This window comes from Sphingomonas populi (assembly GCF_004208535.1).
Lineage (GTDB): Bacteria > Pseudomonadota > Alphaproteobacteria > Sphingomonadales > Sphingomonadaceae > Sphingomonas > Sphingomonas populi.
The window spans coordinates 100,061-115,621 of record NZ_SGIS01000010.1 but is presented as its reverse complement, the minus strand read 5'-3'; the positions used below and the strand labels follow the sequence as shown (position 1 = coordinate 115,621).

Sequence of the window (15,561 nt, the reverse complement as noted above, 5' to 3'; positions counted from 1 at the left end):
CTTGGCCGCTCTCACCCACGACATCCCGCGCACTCAGGTGACGGCGGCGATCGACCGGCTGATGGACAACCTCCTCTCCATCAAGGACGAAACCGGCGAATTCCTGCTCCATCTCGAGGACGGGCGGATCATCGACACCAAGGGCTGGGCCGGCTGGGAATGGACTCACGGCGTCGGCCTGTTCGGCATGTGGCGCTATTACGAGCAGACCGGCGACGCCAAGGCGCTCGACATCATCAAGCAATGGTTCGAGGATCGTTTCGCCGAGGGCACGCCGACCAAGAACATCAACACGATGGCGCCGTTCATCACGCTCGCCTACCTCCATGAGCATGCGCCCGACCCGCGCTACATCCCCTATCTCGACACCTGGGCGGAATGGCTGATGGCGCCCGACGGCCTGCCCAAGACCGAGGACGGCGGCTTCCAGCACATCGTCTACAATGACGAGAATCCCGGTGAATTGTGGGACGACACGCTGATGATGTCGGTGCTGCCGCTCGCCAAGATCGGGCTGCTGCTGGGCCGGCCGCAGTATGTCGAGGAGGCCAAGCGCCAGTTCCTCATCCACATCAAATACCTGTTCGACAAGAAGACCGGCCTGTGGTTCCACGGGTGGGACTTCAACGGCCGCCACAATTATGCGGAAGCCCTGTGGGCGCGCGGCAATTGCTGGGTGACGATCGCCATCCCAGAGATCATCGAGATCCTCGATCTGCCGCCGGGCGATGCACTGCGAACCTTCCTCATCGATACGCTCGCCGCGCAGGTGAAGACGCTCGCCGAGACGCAGGACGCCGAAACCGGCCTGTGGCACACCCTGATCGTCGATCCCGACAGCTATCTCGAAGCCTCGGCGACGGCAGGGTTCGCCTATGGCATCCTCAAGGCGGTGCGGAAGGGCTATCTGCCGCGCCACTATGAGGCGGTCGGCATCAAGGCGGTGCGCGGCGTGCTCGCCAATATCGACGACACCGGCGAATTGCGCCAAGTCAGCTTCGGCACGGCGATGGGCAGCACCCTGCAATTCTACAAGGACATCGCGCTCACCTCGATGCCCTATGGACAAAGCCTGGCGATCTGCGCGCTCGCCGAATTCCTGCGCAGCTATATCTGATCCGGGAGCGACGCCGTGGAAACCGTGCCCGACACCGCCATCGATCCGGCGCCGCGCCGCGTCCGCCTTCACACCTATCTGGCTTATGGCGGCAACGACGTGCTCGGCGCCGGATCGATGGCGGTGGTCAGCACCTGGATATTGATCTTCTACACCAGCTTCTGCGGGCTTTCGGCGGCGCAGGCGACGATCATCTTCGGCGTGGCGCGCGTGCTCGATGCGTTCACCAGCCCGTTGATCGGGCATCTCTCCGACAATCTCGGGCGGTCATGGCTCGGCCGCCGGTTCGGGCGGCGGCGCTTCTTCATCCTCGCCGCGATTCCGCTGCTGCCCTCGTTCGCGGTGATGTGGGTCGCGGGGCAAGGCTTCTGGTACTACCTCGTCACCTACGTGCTGTTCGAGATGGTCTATGCAATGGAGATCATCCCCTACGAGACGCTCGCGTCCGAAATGGCGACCGATTACGCCACCAAGGCGAAGTTCGCCGGCGCGCGCATCCTGATCGGCCAGATGTCGGCGATCGCCGCCGCGTTCCTGCCGGGCTGGCTGATCGCGTGGCTCGGGCCGGATTCACCCGATACCTATCTCTACATGGGCATCATCTTCTCCGCGCTGTTCATGACCGCCGCCACCTTGCTGTACCTGTTTAGCTGGGAACGCCCGCGCGCCGCCGGCCTCGACGATATCGCAGACGATCGTCCGACGCTGGCTGCGGCCTTCGCCGCCTTGTACCGCAATCTGTGGTCGACGCTGCGCATCCGCGCGTTCCGGCTCCACCTCGGCATGTATCTCGGCGGCTATATCAGCCAGGACATCTACAACGCCGCCTTCACCTATTTCGTGATCTTCGCGCTGGCCGGATCGACCGCGATCGTCGCCAATCTCGTTGGCGTGACCTATATCGTCCAGCTCGTCGCGGTGGTGCTGGCGATCAACTTCGCGCTGCGGCTCTCGCCCGCCGCCGCCTATCGCTTCGCCGCGCTGAGCTTCGCCGCCGGGGTAGTGATCTTCCTGGTGATGTATGCGGCGGGCTACACCGCCACCGCCGCTCTGTTCTGGCTACCGGTGGTGTTCGCCGGGCTGGGCCGCGGCGCGCTCAACTACATTCCGTGGGCGACGTACAATTACATGGCCGACGTCGACGAGATCGTAACCGGGCGACGGCGCGAGGGCGCGTTCGCCGGTGTGATGACCTTCGTGCGCAAGATGAGCCAGGCCCTCGCCGTAATCCTCGTCGGGCAGGTGATGCAGGCGGCGGGCTTCGTATCGAAATCCGCGCAGCAGAGCCCGCAGGCGATCGCGGCGATCGTGGAGGTGCTGGGCGTCGGCACGCTGGCGATGCTGGTGGTCGGCGTGCTGGTCTCGACCCGCTTCCGCCTCACGCCCGCGACGCACAAGGTTCTGCTCGACGAGATCGAGCATCTGCGCGGCGGCGCGGACGCGCCATCCTCGCCACAGGCGGCGGCGATCGTCGAGGATCTGTCGGGCTGGCGCTACGACCGGCTATGGGGCAACAATCCCGTCGCCACGCCGATGGTGCGCTGAGCCACCGGCCCGACCCGTTCGTGTCGAGCCCTTCGGCTGGCTGGCAAGCCAGCCGCTCAGGATAAACTTCGGCCCGCAGGGCCGAAGTCGAGACACCTGCGCACGGGTCGGTCCCTCGACTTCGCTCGGGACGAACGGCTTTTATCGGTTACAAAAACCCCACCTGCCGCAGCCACGCCTCACATAGCTCCGGCCAAGCCGACACCGGCAACCCCGGCGTATCGAGCGCGAAACCGTGCGGCGCATCGCCGAAAATATGCAAATCGGCCACCCCGCCGGCCCCGCGCACAGCGCCATAAAGCCGCAGCGCATTCTCGACCGGAACCACCGGATCGTTGCCCGAATAGACGATGAACATCGGCGGCGGTCCGGGCAGAAGCTGCGTGTCGGGCTGGAGCCGATCGTACATCGCTTGCTTCTCGGCAGGTGGCAGCGGCGGCTTGTCGGGCAGCAGCGTGCGACCCTTGGCGTTGGTCGAGAGCGGACCGTAGCCGACCACCAGCACATCGGGCCGCGTCGGCAGCGCGGCGCGGGGCGACGGCGGTTCGGTCCATTCGGCCGGATATTCGGCGGCAAGGCACGCGGCGAGATGCCCGCCCGACGACAGACCAACGACACCCAGCCCGTCCGGCGCCAGCCCGCGCACGCGGATACGGCGCATCGCCTCCCGCGCGTCATCGAGCGGCGCCGACGGCCCCGTCGCCGCCTCGGGAAAGCGGTGGATCAGCACGAAGGCGTGGTAGCCGAGGCCGGTCAGCCACCGCGCGACCTGGACGCCCTCGCGCCCCGCCATCAGCGCGACATAACCGCCACCGCCGAGCACCAGCATCGCCCTGCCGTTGGGCACGGCGGGCGCGAAGCCGAGCAGCACCGGCGCCGCCACCGCCGTCACCACCGCTTGCTCGGGCGGCGCGGCCACGTCCTGCACCGTGAAGGCGTCCCCGCCCACAGTGTCAGCCCATAACGGCCAGACGGTATCGGCGCCGAGGTTCGTCATACGGTCCGCTACTTCGCGCCCTTGTAGCCGATCGCCGCGCTGACCTGATTGGCCGCGCGCGCGACTTGCGCGGCGAGATCGTCGATCGTGTCCTCGGTCAGATAATGTGCCGCGCTGGCGATGCTGATCGCGATGCAGATCTGGCCGCGCGCATCGCGCACCGGCGCGGCGATCGAGCGGACGCCATCGCCGAGCTCGCTGTCGTGAAGCACCAGCCCGCGCTCGCGATTCGTGTGCATCATCTCGATGAAACGCGTGCTGCGCGCCGAGCCGGCGGGTTCGCCGGTCGCCTGCATGTAGAGCTGGGCCCAATGCTCGTCCGGCTCGTCGAGCAGCAACGCCTTGCCGATCCCGGTCTCCGCGATCGGGCGGCGGTCGCCCGGCGAGGTCGCGACGCGCAGCCGCTGCTGCCCGGTCACGCGGTCGAGATGGCGCGACCAGTCGCCCTCACGCTTGCCCGCGAACACGCAGAAGCCGGTGCGTTCGGACAGCAATTCCATGAACGGTCGGGCGATATGCATGAAGTTGATCTGCTCGGTCGCCAACGCGCCGAGCTGGAGCAGTTTCGGCCCCAGCGCGAAGCCGGTCGGCGTCACCTGCAGATACTTGCGCGAGGCGAGCGCCTGCACCAGCCGGTGCGCGGTCGTCTTGCTCATCCCCAGCTTGCGCGCGAGATCGGTCGCGCGGATCGGTCCGGCGATCACTTCGTCCATGATATCGAGCGCGCGCATCAGCGTCTGCGCGCCTTTCACGCCCGCCGGTTCCTGCTTTTCGTCCTGCTCGTCCATCACTCTCGTCTCGCTCCACGCGGCAGCGCGGGTTGCCGGACCTACGCCGAGTCGGTGGCACAAGTCAGCAGCTTTTTAATGGCAGGGCGTATGGTCAGGCTCGGCGGCGGAGGTCTTCGTACAAGGCTCTCAGGTCCGCCGCGTCGATGTCGAGCGTCTCGCCATAGTCGGCGAGCACCGCGTCAAAATCGTCGGGGGTGAGCGCGTCGGGCGCGGGCCGCGCGGTGGCGTGCGCCCGGTGCGGATAGGAAGGGCCGGTCGCGGTGTTGAAGAGGATCGCGACAATCGTCAGCAACACCGAGTTAAGCAGCACCGGCTCCAGTGCGAAACCATAGCCCGCCGCCGTGATGTGACTGCCGCCGAGCACCGCCGTCAGCGCAACCGCGCCGCTCGGCGGATGGACACAGCGCAACGCCGACATCGCCGCGATGCTGATCCCCAGCGCGAGCGCGGCCGCCACCACCGGCTCCGCGACCCAGCGCGCCGCCGTCACGCCGATCAGCGCGGCGATCACATTGCCGCCGACGATCGGCCACGGCTGCGCGAGTGGGCTGGCCGGCACCGCAAACAACAACACCGCCGATGCGCCGAGCGGCGCGATCAGGAACGGCAGGCCGGACGAAGCCGCGCCCATCCACCACGCCGAAACGACCCCGATCAGCACGATGCCGATCGCCGCGCCGAGCGCGCCGCGCATCCGCTCACGCCAGCCAGTCGCGGGCGGCGGCGGTACGAAGGCGGCCCAGAAGCTTCGCATCTCAGGGGTTTCCCGGTCGATCATGATGGTGCGCGTCGCTAACGGATTTGCACGGCACGAGCCACCGATGATAGCAAGCCGGTAACGGGAGGCACATGATGCGCAGGCGAGATCTTTTACGCGGCGCACTGCCGCTGGCCACGCTTGCGATGCCGCGCGTCGCCTGGGCGAGACCGGCCGGTGAGCTGTGGCAGTTCGATTCGCTGCGCTCGGTCGGCGGGCAGGCCGTCGAGCTGGTCGGCGCGCCTACCCTCGTCGATAGTCCGTGGGGACGCGCGACCGCGTTCGACGGCATCGATGACGCGCTGCTGATCGGTCGTCATCCGCTGGTTGGCGCGAAGGCCTTCACCATCGAGGCGCTGTTCCGCCCCGATGGCGGCGCGTTCGAACAGCGCTGGTTTCACCTCGAAGCCGATGACGGCTCGGGTGCGCCGCCGGGCACCGGCAAGACGCGGATGTTGTTCGAGATCCGCGTCGTCGAGCAGAGCTGGTATCTCGATGCCTTCGTCACCGGCCCCGGCTACAAACAGACGCTGATCGACCCGACGCGGCGCTTCCCCGTCGGGCCTTGGTATCATGTCGCGCAAAGCTGTGACGGCCAGACCTTTCGCTCCTTCGTCGACGGCAAGCTCCAGGCCGAAGCGCCGATCACCTTCACCCCGCAGCAATCGCCGGGCGGACCGGGGCGCGCCGCGATCGGGATGCGGATGAACCGCGTCAACTATTTCCACGGCGCGGTCCGCGCGGCGTTCTTCGCGAAGCGCGCGCTCGATCCGAAAGATTTCCGGCTGTTGCCGCGAACACGCTGAATTCCATCCAAGGCCGCTTTCCGAATGCCCAAGCGCAATCCCTATTATACCGGCCCCGTCAGCGATCATTTCGACGGACTGCGCTTCCGCAACGTCGCGGGCGAGCCGGAGACCGATCGCTCACTCGGCGACGTGCTGCGCTGGCGGCGCGCGGCGCCCGACACGCCCTGGCCGGACACGCTGCCGGTAACGCCGGTCGTCCCCGACGCGCGCGTGGCGGGGCTATGCGTGACGATGATCGGCCATGCCGCGGTGCTGATCCAGATCGCCGGCCTCAACATCCTCACCGATCCGGTCTGGTCGCCGCGCGCCAGCCCGCTCGCTTTCGCCGGGCCGAAGCGGATCACCGCGCCGGGCGTGACGCTCGACGCGCTGCCGCCGATCGATGCGATCCTGCTGTCACACAACCATTACGACCATCTCGATGTCGCCACGCTGCGCGCGCTCCACGCCCGCCACGCTCCGCTGATCGTCACCCCGCTCGGCAACGATACGATCGTGCGGCGACACATCCCGGCCGCGCGGACAATCGCGCGTGACTGGGGCGAGCACGCCGAAATCGCGCCCGGCGCCGAGGCGCATGTCGTGCCGGCACTGCACTGGTCTTCGCGTGGCGTACGCGACCGGCGGATGGCATTATGGGGCGGCTTCATGCTGCGCGTCGCGGGCCGGCAGGTCTATTTCGCCGGCGACACCGGCTATGGCACCGGCGCGATCTTCCGCGCGATCCACGCGCGCTTCGGCGCGCCCGATCTCGCGCTGCTGCCGATCGGCGCCTATGATCCGCGCTGGTTCATGGCCGCGCAGCACACCGACCCCGACGAGGCGATCCAGATCATGACCGATCTCGACGCCCGCGCCGCGATCGGCATCCACTGGGGCACCTTCAAGCTGACCGACGAACCCCGCGACGATCCGGCGCTGCGGCTCGCCGCCGGGTTGGCCACGCGCGGGATCGACCCCGCCCGCTTCGTCGCGCTGCAACCGGCGGAGATCTTCACCCCGGCCTGACGCCCACCTGTCCGCCCCGCCCCGTTCGTCCCGAGCGAAGTCGAGGGATGATGGCCAGAGGAGACCTTACCCCCAGTGCGCCCGCTTCGAGGTCTGGCCGATGCCGGGGTTGAAGCTGTTGGTCGGATCGAGCGCGCGATAATGATCGGCGAGCGCCGGCTTGGCGGCAGAGATGGCCGACATTATGCTCCGCCGAAGCGTGAACGTCGTAACCGGTGATCTTCGCCATCTTTAGGGTGCCTGGCGGGGTGATCGTCATGGTCCATGTCATCGATGCTATCGGCGTGGTGGCTGTGCAAGGCTGCGCGCCTTTTTCGCGGCGGGATGGGCGGCTGTACGCGCGGTAGCCCTTCCCTGAGATAGCGCTGGTTTCGTCCCAATTGCAGATGCCAATAGCAGCCCCGGCGGAGGTTCGAATTGCAGGTAGTCGTGGCGTTCCAGCGCTCATTGCCAAGCTCCGACAGACGATCCATAGAGGACCGTCTGAAATAAGCAGGGTGACGAATGTTCATTGTTTGGAGCGGCTTGGGGTTCCTTTCGATCCTTATCGTCGGCTTTGTATCGATCGTCGTCGGGGTAATCTTGGACCTTGTGTTCGGAGCGCTGGGCTACCCTCAACTGATCGTTCTTGCGGCCGACATCGGTCTTTTGGCCGGTGCAGCGGCGAACTGGTATGTCGGCAAGCGCCTCAACAGCGTACCGCCGCGCGAATTGCTCGATACCCAGACGGGTCAGCGCGTACTGCTGACACGCCGCCACAAGCTTTTCTGGATCGAGATGCAATATTGGTCGATCCCAGTGGCGTTGTTCGCAGTGTTAATGCTGCTGACAATGCTGTTAACGCTGCACACCTGATTGTGACGGGGTTTGAGTGAAACAGGGGGTCACGAATGACCGCAAGCGCCCCGTTTCGGTCGTTCCATAGTTGGACGCGTAAGCCTATAAGTTGCGGTAGGAGACGCACTATTGTGGGCAAAATCGAACGGTGGATCAGGCAAAAGCTGGGCTCGGCCGTCGCTGCCGGGAGTGGTGAATGGGCCGCTTCCCCGCCTTCGAATTTCGGGCAGCCGATCTATAAATTCGCAGACGGTTCGATGACGCTCACGCTCTCGGAACTGGGCTTCAGTTATGACGGGCCTACGCCTGGTATAGAGCGTAGGTATGACGAGGTCGAAGCACTCGAGCTCGCGCCTCTTGAGAACATTATGAGGCTACGCGGCGACCTAAACGCTCCGATAACGATCGGGGTGATCATTCGCGGCGCATCTGTTCCCGTCGAGATGAGGTGGCCGCTCCGCGTCTATTCAAATGTGGCTACAGTGCTTGATCGGATCGTGAGAGAGTTAGCCTGATCATACGGGAATGGCTGCTTCCCACCATCTATCGCTGTTCCGGTCTCGTGCCTACCACAACTGTACTTCCAGAAGAGCTTCAATCCTTCGCGCGCCGTCACTCCCAAACAAAGATCGTTCGCAATTTGCAGCCACTCGGTTCCTGTCCTTCTTGAAACAAGCGGACCCGTTTGATCGCCGCCATTTGCGACGACCGCATCCGGGATTGCGACACGAAATAGGCAGTGGCGTGAGCGCCGTTCCAGATCGCGACCTCATACCCATTTTTCACGCGCCGCTGCGCGAATATTGCCGGTTTGTCGGCGGCCGGCGGGGTCAACATCCGCCCCTTCGCAGGCGATGCCCAGCCGATACCTTGAACCTCAAATGAGCCGAACGGGCCTTCCCAGCGAAAGCTGCCGCTATGAATGCCCCCTTCCAACGTTGTTACCTTCTCGCCCGGGAGCAGGTCGATGATTGGAGCGTATCCGCAGAAACGGGCTGGCCCCTCTAGTTCAGTGGTAAGCGCGGGCACTGGGGATACCAGCAGGGCGGCGGCGACGGCCGAATGTATAGACCTCATGCTGGTTCCCGAACGTCGTGTGCCGCTGATATACCAAGGAACCGCGCTTTACGGGAAGGGCAGCTTTCCATCCAAACCCTGCCGCTCCGCTTAGGGCGTCATTCCGCCCTCAGCCGGAACCGACCCCTGCCTGCTGGGCAGGGATCGTGGCGACGACGAACTCGAATGCCAGCGGATAGGCCGATGTGCCCCGCGAACGAACGATGACGCGGGGCACAGATGTCAGTTCAGAAATTCGGAAGGATCGACGCCGAGTTCGCGAGCGATCATTTCGACCGCCTTCTTTTCGCTGGGATCGAAATTGCCGTCCGCCTTGCCGATAACCACGGCTGATCGGACGATCATGCGCGCGACATCCGGGTTGGAGCGGAACTTGCCAATCACCCGCAGCGCCTCGCTGCGACCGACATCGAGGTCGAAATCAAAGCGATCGGCATGGCCGTTGAAAGATTTGATAACCTGATCGACCGGGTAGGCGCCCGTCAACGGGCTGTTCTTCAGCACGCCAACCATCTTTGCCTTTTCGCTGGCATCGATGACGCCATCGGCTGCCGCGACGAGCGTGCTGGCGGCGACCAGGGCCTCAAGGATGTCCTTGTTCTTGAACTTCGTGACTTCGGTCTCCAGAGCGCTTTTGGCGTCCGTGAGTTTGCTTCGTATGGAATCGAACAACGACATTTTACTTCCTCTTCTGCAATTCTCACGGGTCATCCTGACCCGTTCGGTTCGAGCTGAGTCACCGATGCCGACTACGCCCGAGTTGGCTGCCACTTCACAATGGCGGCAACCCAGACGTAGCTCAGCACGGGGGTATGTAGGTATGCCCCGGCCGGTCTGCATCGGGAAGCCCACACGCCGTCATCGAAGGGGCGGGAATACGGCTCATACAGCGGGCATCGCAGCGCAGGATAAGGGCCGGCCGTTCCCATCTGCGCTGATGAACGTCCGCTGCCACTCGGCATAGTCGAAGCAAACGAACGACAACCGCCACCTTTCACCGTTCGACGGTGATTTCTATACGCCCCGAGAGCGGACATTCAACACTCCATCTAGACGCCAACATGCACATGTGCAAAATGGCTTTTACATTTGAGAATTTGAGATGGTTGCGGAAGCGGGAGAGATCATGAAAATCAGTCGGCGCGAAACGCTGGGCGTCTTTGGTGCTGCCGGGGCCGCAGGCGCATTGGGCGGTAGCGCATCTGCTCTTGCACAACCGGTCGCCGGCCCGTTCACCGCCGATTGGGCGTCGTTGGCTAAAGGCTATCGCGCACCCGACTGGTTCCGCGATGCCAAGTTTGGCATGTGGGCTCACTGGAGCGCGCAATGCGTGCCCGAGGAAGGCGACTGGTACGCCCGTGAAATGTACCGGCAGGGCACGCGGGCGAACAAGGCGCATGTCGCCAAATATGGCCACCCGAGCACATTTGGTTTCATGGAAATCGAGAATCTGTGGACGGCGGAGAAGTGGCAACCGGAGCGCCTGATCGCCCTGTATCAGCGCGCCGGCGCAAAGTATTTCGTCGCGCTGGCCAACCACCACGACAATTTCGACACCTATGCCTCGACGCACCATCCCTGGAACTCGACCCGGATCGGGCCGCGCAAGGACATTATCGGCATCTGGGCGAAACTGGCGCGCGAACGGGGCCTGCGTTTTGGCGTGTCGAACCACAGCGCACACACCTGGCATTGGTTTCAGACCGCCTATGGCTATGACCCCGAAGGACCGATGCGCGGTCAGCGCTACGATGCGGCGCGACTGACGGCGGCGGACGGCAAGGGCAAGTGGTGGGACGGGCTGGACCCGCGCACGCTGTATGCCAAGCCGGTAATGCCGCTGCCCGACGGCGTGACGACCATTGTCGAGGCCAATGAGATACACGAGCGTACCGACCGGCTGTGGAGCGAAGCGATCCCGGCGCAGAACCCTGAATTCGCGCGTAACTGGGCGCTGCGCTGTCGCGAGTTGATCGACAAATATCAGCCGGACCTACTGTATTTCGACAATTTCGATCTGCCGTTCCAGCAGATCGGGCTGGAGATCGCCGCGCATTATTACAATGCCAATCGCGCTTGGCATAATGGCAATCTTGAGGCGGTGTTGAACGTCAAGATGGTCCCGCCCGAACGGCGAATGGGGCTGGTCGAGGATGTCGAGCGCGGCGGAAAATCCCATATCGAGACCTATCCCTGGCAGACCGACACCTGCATCGGCGATTGGCATTACGACCGCGCCTTGTATGAACGCGATGGCTACAAGACCGCCGCGACAATCATCCACACGCTGTGCGATGTGGTATCGAAAAACGGCAATCTCCTGCTCAACGTGCCGATACGGGGCGACGGGTCTATCGACGAGAAAGAGGAGCGGATCGTCGAGGAGATCGCGGCCTGGATGGGTCGCTTTGGCGAGGCGATCTATGGCACGCGGCCGTGGCGCATTCATGCCGAAGGGCCGACCAAACCCAATAGCGGCATGTTTGCCGAAGGCGGACCGAAATCACCCTATACCCCGCGCGATGTGCGTTATGTACGCAAGGGAGAAAATGTACATGGGCTGGTCATGGGCTGGCCAGATGACGGAATAGTCCGCCTGACGCTGTGGAGCCGGAACAACCCAGTCGGACGCGGCGAGGTTGAGCGCGTGACGGTGCCGGGGTCGAACGCTCCACTGCCATTCAAGCGGACCGATGCCGCGCTTGAAGTGACGGTGCCACAAGGCCTCCGCAACACCATCGGTATTCCGCTGATACTTTCGGGGCGCGGACTAACGGATGGCAGTTTAGCCGATATCTGAAGGCGCAACCGTCTCCCACGTTCTGCTGCTCGAATCGGCCAGTCTCACCTACCCATAGGGTGATCGGCGCTACCGAGTGAACGCCGGGTATCGCTGAGACCGGCCGTTGCCGCCATCCTCGCGAACGGCCGAGTTGTCCCCACTGCGGCCGTTAAGAGGGGGCGTTGCGAACGAACGCTGCCCACCATTTTTCGCCGTACGTCACACGCCACGACCTGTCCTACACGTACCGTTTCCGCTATATTTCCGGTCCCGCTCTTTGACACTGTCAGCGCCAGCAGCACCGGCTCCGTTCGCACCGCGCGACGGAGCTGCCGCCCATCCGCACGCCCAAAAGTGACACTCCGGCACGGTGCGTCGGATGCACGACCTTAGCCGCCTTTCGGCCCGTGGCGCGCGATCAGCGCCGCGGTATCGCGCGCGATCTGCTCTTCCTCGTCGGGCGCGCAGACGCGTATGCGCACGCTGCCGCCCGCTGCCAAGCCCGCCCAGGCGAGGTCGGCGCAGATCGCATCGCGGGTCGCGGCGTCATGCTCGCCGATGCCGCCGCTGAAGACGAGCAGGTCGATACCGCCGAGGCTCACGATCATCGCCGCGATCTGCTTGGCGACCGACCGGCAGAAGATGTCGATCGCCAGCCGCGCATCGGGCGCAGTATCCTGCACCTCCCGAAGCGCCTTCATGTCGCCGGAGCGATCCGAGATGCCGAGCAGGCCCGATCGTTTGTCGACGAGATCCTCCAGCGTCGCCGCCGTCATGCCCCGCTCGCGCAGCAGGAACAGCAGGAGGCCAGGATCGACATCGCCGCTGCGCGTCGCCATCACGACGCCGCCCGACGGTGTCAGCCCCATCGAGGTATCGACCGAGCGGCCGGCGCGCACCGCCGTCACGCTGGCGCCGCTGCCGAGATGCGCGATCACCACGCGGTCGGGCAGGTCGTCGCCGAGCTGGCGGACGATCGACCGGCACGACAGGCCGTGGAAGCCGTAACGCCGGATGCCCTCGGCACGCAGCGACCTCGGCACGGGCAGCACCGCCGCAACCGGCGGCAGATCGCGGTGGAAGCCGGTGTCGAAGCAGGCGACCTGCGGAATGTCCGGGAAATGCCGCCGCGCTGCCGCGATCAGCGACAGCGCCGCCGGGCCGTGCAGCGGCGCGAAGGCGGACGCGGCTTCGAGCCGTCGGGTCACGTCGGCGTCGATCACGACCGGATCGAACAGGTCCGGCCCGCCGTGGACGATGCGATGGCCGATCGCGTCGGGCGTCGCGCCGTCGAGCTTGGCCACGATCGTCTCCAAGCCCTCGGCATGGCCCGCGCCCGCCACGGTGCCGCCGGCCACGCCCTCACAACGATCGCCGTCGATCGTGAACGCGCCGTATTTGAGCGACGACGACCCGCCATTGAGCGCGAGGATCAACGCGCCCATTGCCAGTCGCGCACCTCGGGCAGATCGTCGCCCTCTTCGGCGACATACAGCTTGTGCCGCTCCATCATCGCCCAATAGCGCGCCGTCTCGGCGGGCACGCGATCCTTCAGGCGCGGCACCCGCTCGATCGCGTCGAGCGCGAGCCGGTAGCGGTCGAGATCGTTCATCACCACCATGTCGAACGGCGTCGTGGTGGTGCCCTCGCCCTTGTAGCCGCGAACGTGGAAATTGTGGTGCCCGGCGCGGGCATACGCGAGCCGGTGGATCAGCGAGGGGAAGCCGTGGAACGCGAAGATCACCGGCCTGTCGGTGGTGAACATCGCATCGAACGCGCGATCGTCCAGCCCGTGCGGATGCGCCTTCTGCGGCTGCAACACCATCAGATCGACGACGTTGACGACGCGGATGCGGATGTCCGGCACATAGTCGCGCAGCAGCATCGCGGCGGCGAGCGTCTCCAACGTCGGCACGTCGCCGGCGCAGGCGAGCACCACCTCGGGGTCGCCGTCATCGCTCGCCCACTCCCAGATGCCCGCGCCGATCGTGCAGTGGCGCACCGCCGCGTCGATACCGAGCCACTGCCGTTCGGGCTGTTTGCCGGCGACGATGACATTGATGTAGCCGCGGCTGCGCAGGCAATGGTCCGCCACCGACAGCAGGCAATTGGCATCGGGCGGCAGATAGATGCGGGCGACGTCGGCGGTCTTGTTCGCGACATGATCGAGGAAGCCGGGGTCTTGATGCGACGACCCGTTATGGTCCTGCCGCCAGACGTGCGAGGTGAGCAGATAGTTGAGCGACGCAATCGGCCTGCGCCACGGGATCGAACGTGTGGTCTTCAGCCATTTGGCATGCTGGTTGACCATCGAATCGACGATGTGGACGAACGCCTCGTAGCAGGAGAACAGCCCGTGCCGGCCGGTGAGCAAATAGCCCTCCAGCCAGCCCTGGCAGAGATGCTCGCTCAACACCTCCATCACCCGGCCATCGGTGCTGAGATCGGTATCGTCGGGACGGGTTTCGGCCATCCACGTCTTGCCGGTGACGTCATACACCGCCTGCAAACGGTTCGAGGCGGTCTCGTCCGGCCCGAACAGGCGGAAATTGGCGGTGGCGAGGTTGAGCGCCATCACGTCCCTGAGATACCCGCCGAGCGTCGCCGTGGCGGCCGCCTTGACGCACCCGGGCGTCGCCACCGCCACGGCATGCGCGCGGAAATCCGGCAAAGTGAGCGGCAGCATCAGCTCGCCGCCGTTCGCATGCGGGTTTGAGCCCATCCGCCGGTGGCCGGTCGGGGCGAGGCTGGCGAACTCGGCGAGGAACTTGCCGTTGCCGTCGAACAGTTCCTCGGGACGGTAGCTGCGCAGCCAGGTTTCGAGCTGGACGAGATGCTCGGAATCTTCGAAATCGGCGATCGGCACCTGATGCGCGCGCCACGTTCCCTCGACCGGCTTGCCATCGACGATCTTCGGCCCGGTCCAGCCCTTCGGCGTTCGCAGGACGATCATCGGCCAGATCGGCCGCACGCTCGGCTCCGTGCCCGATCGCGCGTGGTGCTGGATGGCGCGGATGCGGTGCATCACCGTATCGAGCGTCGCCGCCAGGTGCTGATGGACGATCATCGGATCATCACCGCTGACGAAGAACGGTTCGTAGCCATAGCCGCGCATCAGGCTGGCGAGTTCATCCTCGGGAATGCGGGCGAGGACGGTCGGGTTGGCGATCTTGAAGCCGTTGAGATGCAGGATCGGGAGGACCGCGCCATCGGACGCGGGATTGAGGAACTTGTTACTGTGCCAGCTCGCGGCGAGCGCGCCGGTCTCGGCCTCGCCGTCGCCGATCACGCAGGCGACGACCAGATCGGGATTGTCGAATGCAGCGCCATAGGCATGCGCGAGCGCATAACCGAGTTCGCCGCCCTCATGGATCGAGCCGGGGGTTTCGGGCGCGACATGGCTGGGGATGCCGCCGGGCCAGGAAAATTGCCGGAACAGCCGCTCCATCCCGCCCCGGCTGCGCTCGATCGCGGGGTAACGCTCAGTGTAAGAGCCTTCGAGATAGGTCTGCGCGACCAGCCCCGGCCCGCCGTGGCCGGGGCCGATCACCGCGATCATGTCGACATCCTGCTCGACGATCAGCCGGTTGAGATGGACGTAGAGCAGGTTCAGCCCCGGCGTGGTGCCCCAATGGCCGAGCAGGCGGGGTTTGATGTCGGCGCGGGTGAGCCGGCGCTCCAGCAGCGGATTGGCGCGCAGATAGATCTGCCCGACCGAGAGGTAATTGGCGGCGCGCCAATAGCCGTGCATGCGGTGGAGCAACTCGGCGGACAGCGGCCCCGCCGGTGCGCCGGCTGCCTGATCGGCTTCGGCCTGCCCCACGCCCGGATGTGTCGTCAC

The 15,561-nt window shown here is 65.2% G+C and carries 14 protein-coding genes and 1 pseudogene; 7 read left to right on the top strand and 8 right to left on the bottom strand.

What is annotated here, in order from left to right:
• The first annotated feature begins 1 nt into the window (after position 1).
• Together bglB and EWE75_RS08755 are read left to right on the top strand one after the other, a co-directional pair.
• Positions 2 to 1,117: a beta-galactosidase BglB gene (gene bglB, locus EWE75_RS08760; RefSeq protein WP_130156523.1), complete on the top strand. Its 1,116-nt coding sequence runs from the start codon at positions 2 to 4 to the stop codon at positions 1,115 to 1,117.
• 15 nt (positions 1,118 to 1,132) lie between these two features.
• Complete coding sequence (locus EWE75_RS08755) at positions 1,133 to 2,662, top strand: MFS transporter (RefSeq protein ID WP_427915778.1); 1,530 nt, start codon at positions 1,133 to 1,135, stop codon at positions 2,660 to 2,662.
• Positions 2,663 to 2,810: 148 nt separating this feature from the next.
• Here the strand turns inward: EWE75_RS08755 and EWE75_RS08750 are convergent, their stop codons facing one another.
• The 3 genes from EWE75_RS08750 to EWE75_RS08740 all read right to left on the bottom strand — a co-directional run bounded on the left by EWE75_RS08750 (position 2,811) and on the right by EWE75_RS08740 (position 5,228).
• Positions 2,811 to 3,659, bottom strand: coding sequence for an alpha/beta hydrolase (locus tag EWE75_RS08750; RefSeq protein WP_130156521.1), 849 nt, complete (start codon positions 3,657 to 3,659; stop codon positions 2,811 to 2,813).
• 8 nt (positions 3,660 to 3,667) lie between these two features.
• Positions 3,668 to 4,447: an IclR family transcriptional regulator gene (locus EWE75_RS08745; protein WP_130156519.1), complete on the bottom strand. Its 780-nt coding sequence runs from the start codon at positions 4,445 to 4,447 to the stop codon at positions 3,668 to 3,670.
• Positions 4,448 to 4,541: 94 nt separating this feature from the next.
• Positions 4,542 to 5,228 (bottom strand): HPP family protein, encoded by a 687-nt coding sequence (locus EWE75_RS08740; protein ID WP_231708283.1) that lies wholly within the window; start codon positions 5,226 to 5,228, stop codon positions 4,542 to 4,544.
• Positions 5,229 to 5,299: 71 nt separating this feature from the next.
• Between EWE75_RS08740 and EWE75_RS08735 the strand changes: the two genes are divergently transcribed.
• A complete protein-coding gene (locus tag EWE75_RS08735; protein ID WP_231708282.1) occupies positions 5,300 to 6,013 on the top strand; it encodes a LamG domain-containing protein in 714 nt (237 codons plus the stop codon).
• A 24-nt stretch (positions 6,014 to 6,037) separates the two neighbouring features.
• Positions 6,038 to 7,024: an MBL fold metallo-hydrolase gene (locus tag EWE75_RS08730; RefSeq protein WP_130156517.1), complete on the top strand. Its 987-nt coding sequence runs from the start codon at positions 6,038 to 6,040 to the stop codon at positions 7,022 to 7,024.
• A 66-nt stretch (positions 7,025 to 7,090) separates the two neighbouring features.
• Here the strand turns inward: EWE75_RS08730 and EWE75_RS08725 are convergent.
• Positions 7,091 to 7,217, bottom strand: a pseudogene (locus EWE75_RS08725) (hypothetical protein); the annotation flags it as partial.
• A gap of 311 nt (positions 7,218 to 7,528) precedes the next feature.
• On the opposite strand from EWE75_RS08725, the gene EWE75_RS08720 reads away from it, so the two are divergent.
• Together EWE75_RS08720 and EWE75_RS08715 are read left to right on the top strand one after the other, a co-directional pair.
• A complete protein-coding gene (locus EWE75_RS08720; protein WP_130156515.1) occupies positions 7,529 to 7,879 on the top strand; it encodes a hypothetical protein in 351 nt (116 codons plus the stop codon).
• 113 nt (positions 7,880 to 7,992) lie between these two features.
• Entirely contained in the window at positions 7,993 to 8,376 is a 384-nt protein-coding gene (locus EWE75_RS08715) for a hypothetical protein (RefSeq protein WP_130156513.1), read from the top strand.
• Between the two features lie 97 nt (positions 8,377 to 8,473).
• On the opposite strand, the gene EWE75_RS08710 is transcribed toward EWE75_RS08715, so the two are convergent.
• Positions 8,474 to 8,797, bottom strand: a complete 324-nt coding sequence (locus tag EWE75_RS08710) for a hypothetical protein (RefSeq protein ID WP_231708281.1) — start codon at positions 8,795 to 8,797, stop codon at positions 8,474 to 8,476.
• A 363-nt stretch (positions 8,798 to 9,160) separates the two neighbouring features.
• A complete protein-coding gene (locus EWE75_RS08705; protein WP_165388307.1) occupies positions 9,161 to 9,616 on the bottom strand; it encodes a tellurite resistance TerB family protein in 456 nt (151 codons plus the stop codon).
• A 448-nt stretch (positions 9,617 to 10,064) separates the two neighbouring features.
• Between EWE75_RS08705 and EWE75_RS08700 the strand changes: the two genes are divergently transcribed.
• Positions 10,065 to 11,738 (top strand): alpha-L-fucosidase, encoded by a 1,674-nt coding sequence (locus tag EWE75_RS08700; protein ID WP_130156509.1) that lies wholly within the window; start codon positions 10,065 to 10,067, stop codon positions 11,736 to 11,738.
• Between the two features lie 371 nt (positions 11,739 to 12,109).
• On the opposite strand, the gene EWE75_RS08695 is transcribed toward EWE75_RS08700, so the two are convergent.
• Both EWE75_RS08695 and EWE75_RS08690 read right to left on the bottom strand, forming a co-directional pair.
• The gene (locus tag EWE75_RS08695; protein ID WP_130156507.1) at positions 12,110 to 13,165 is read right to left on the bottom strand and encodes an acetate/propionate family kinase; all 1,056 of its coding nucleotides are present in this window, start codon (positions 13,163 to 13,165) and stop codon (positions 12,110 to 12,112) included.
• Positions 13,153 to 15,561, bottom strand: coding sequence for a phosphoketolase family protein (locus tag EWE75_RS08690; RefSeq protein WP_427915777.1), 2,409 nt, complete (start codon positions 15,559 to 15,561; stop codon positions 13,153 to 13,155). Before EWE75_RS08690 ends, EWE75_RS08695 begins: the two co-directional genes overlap by 13 nt.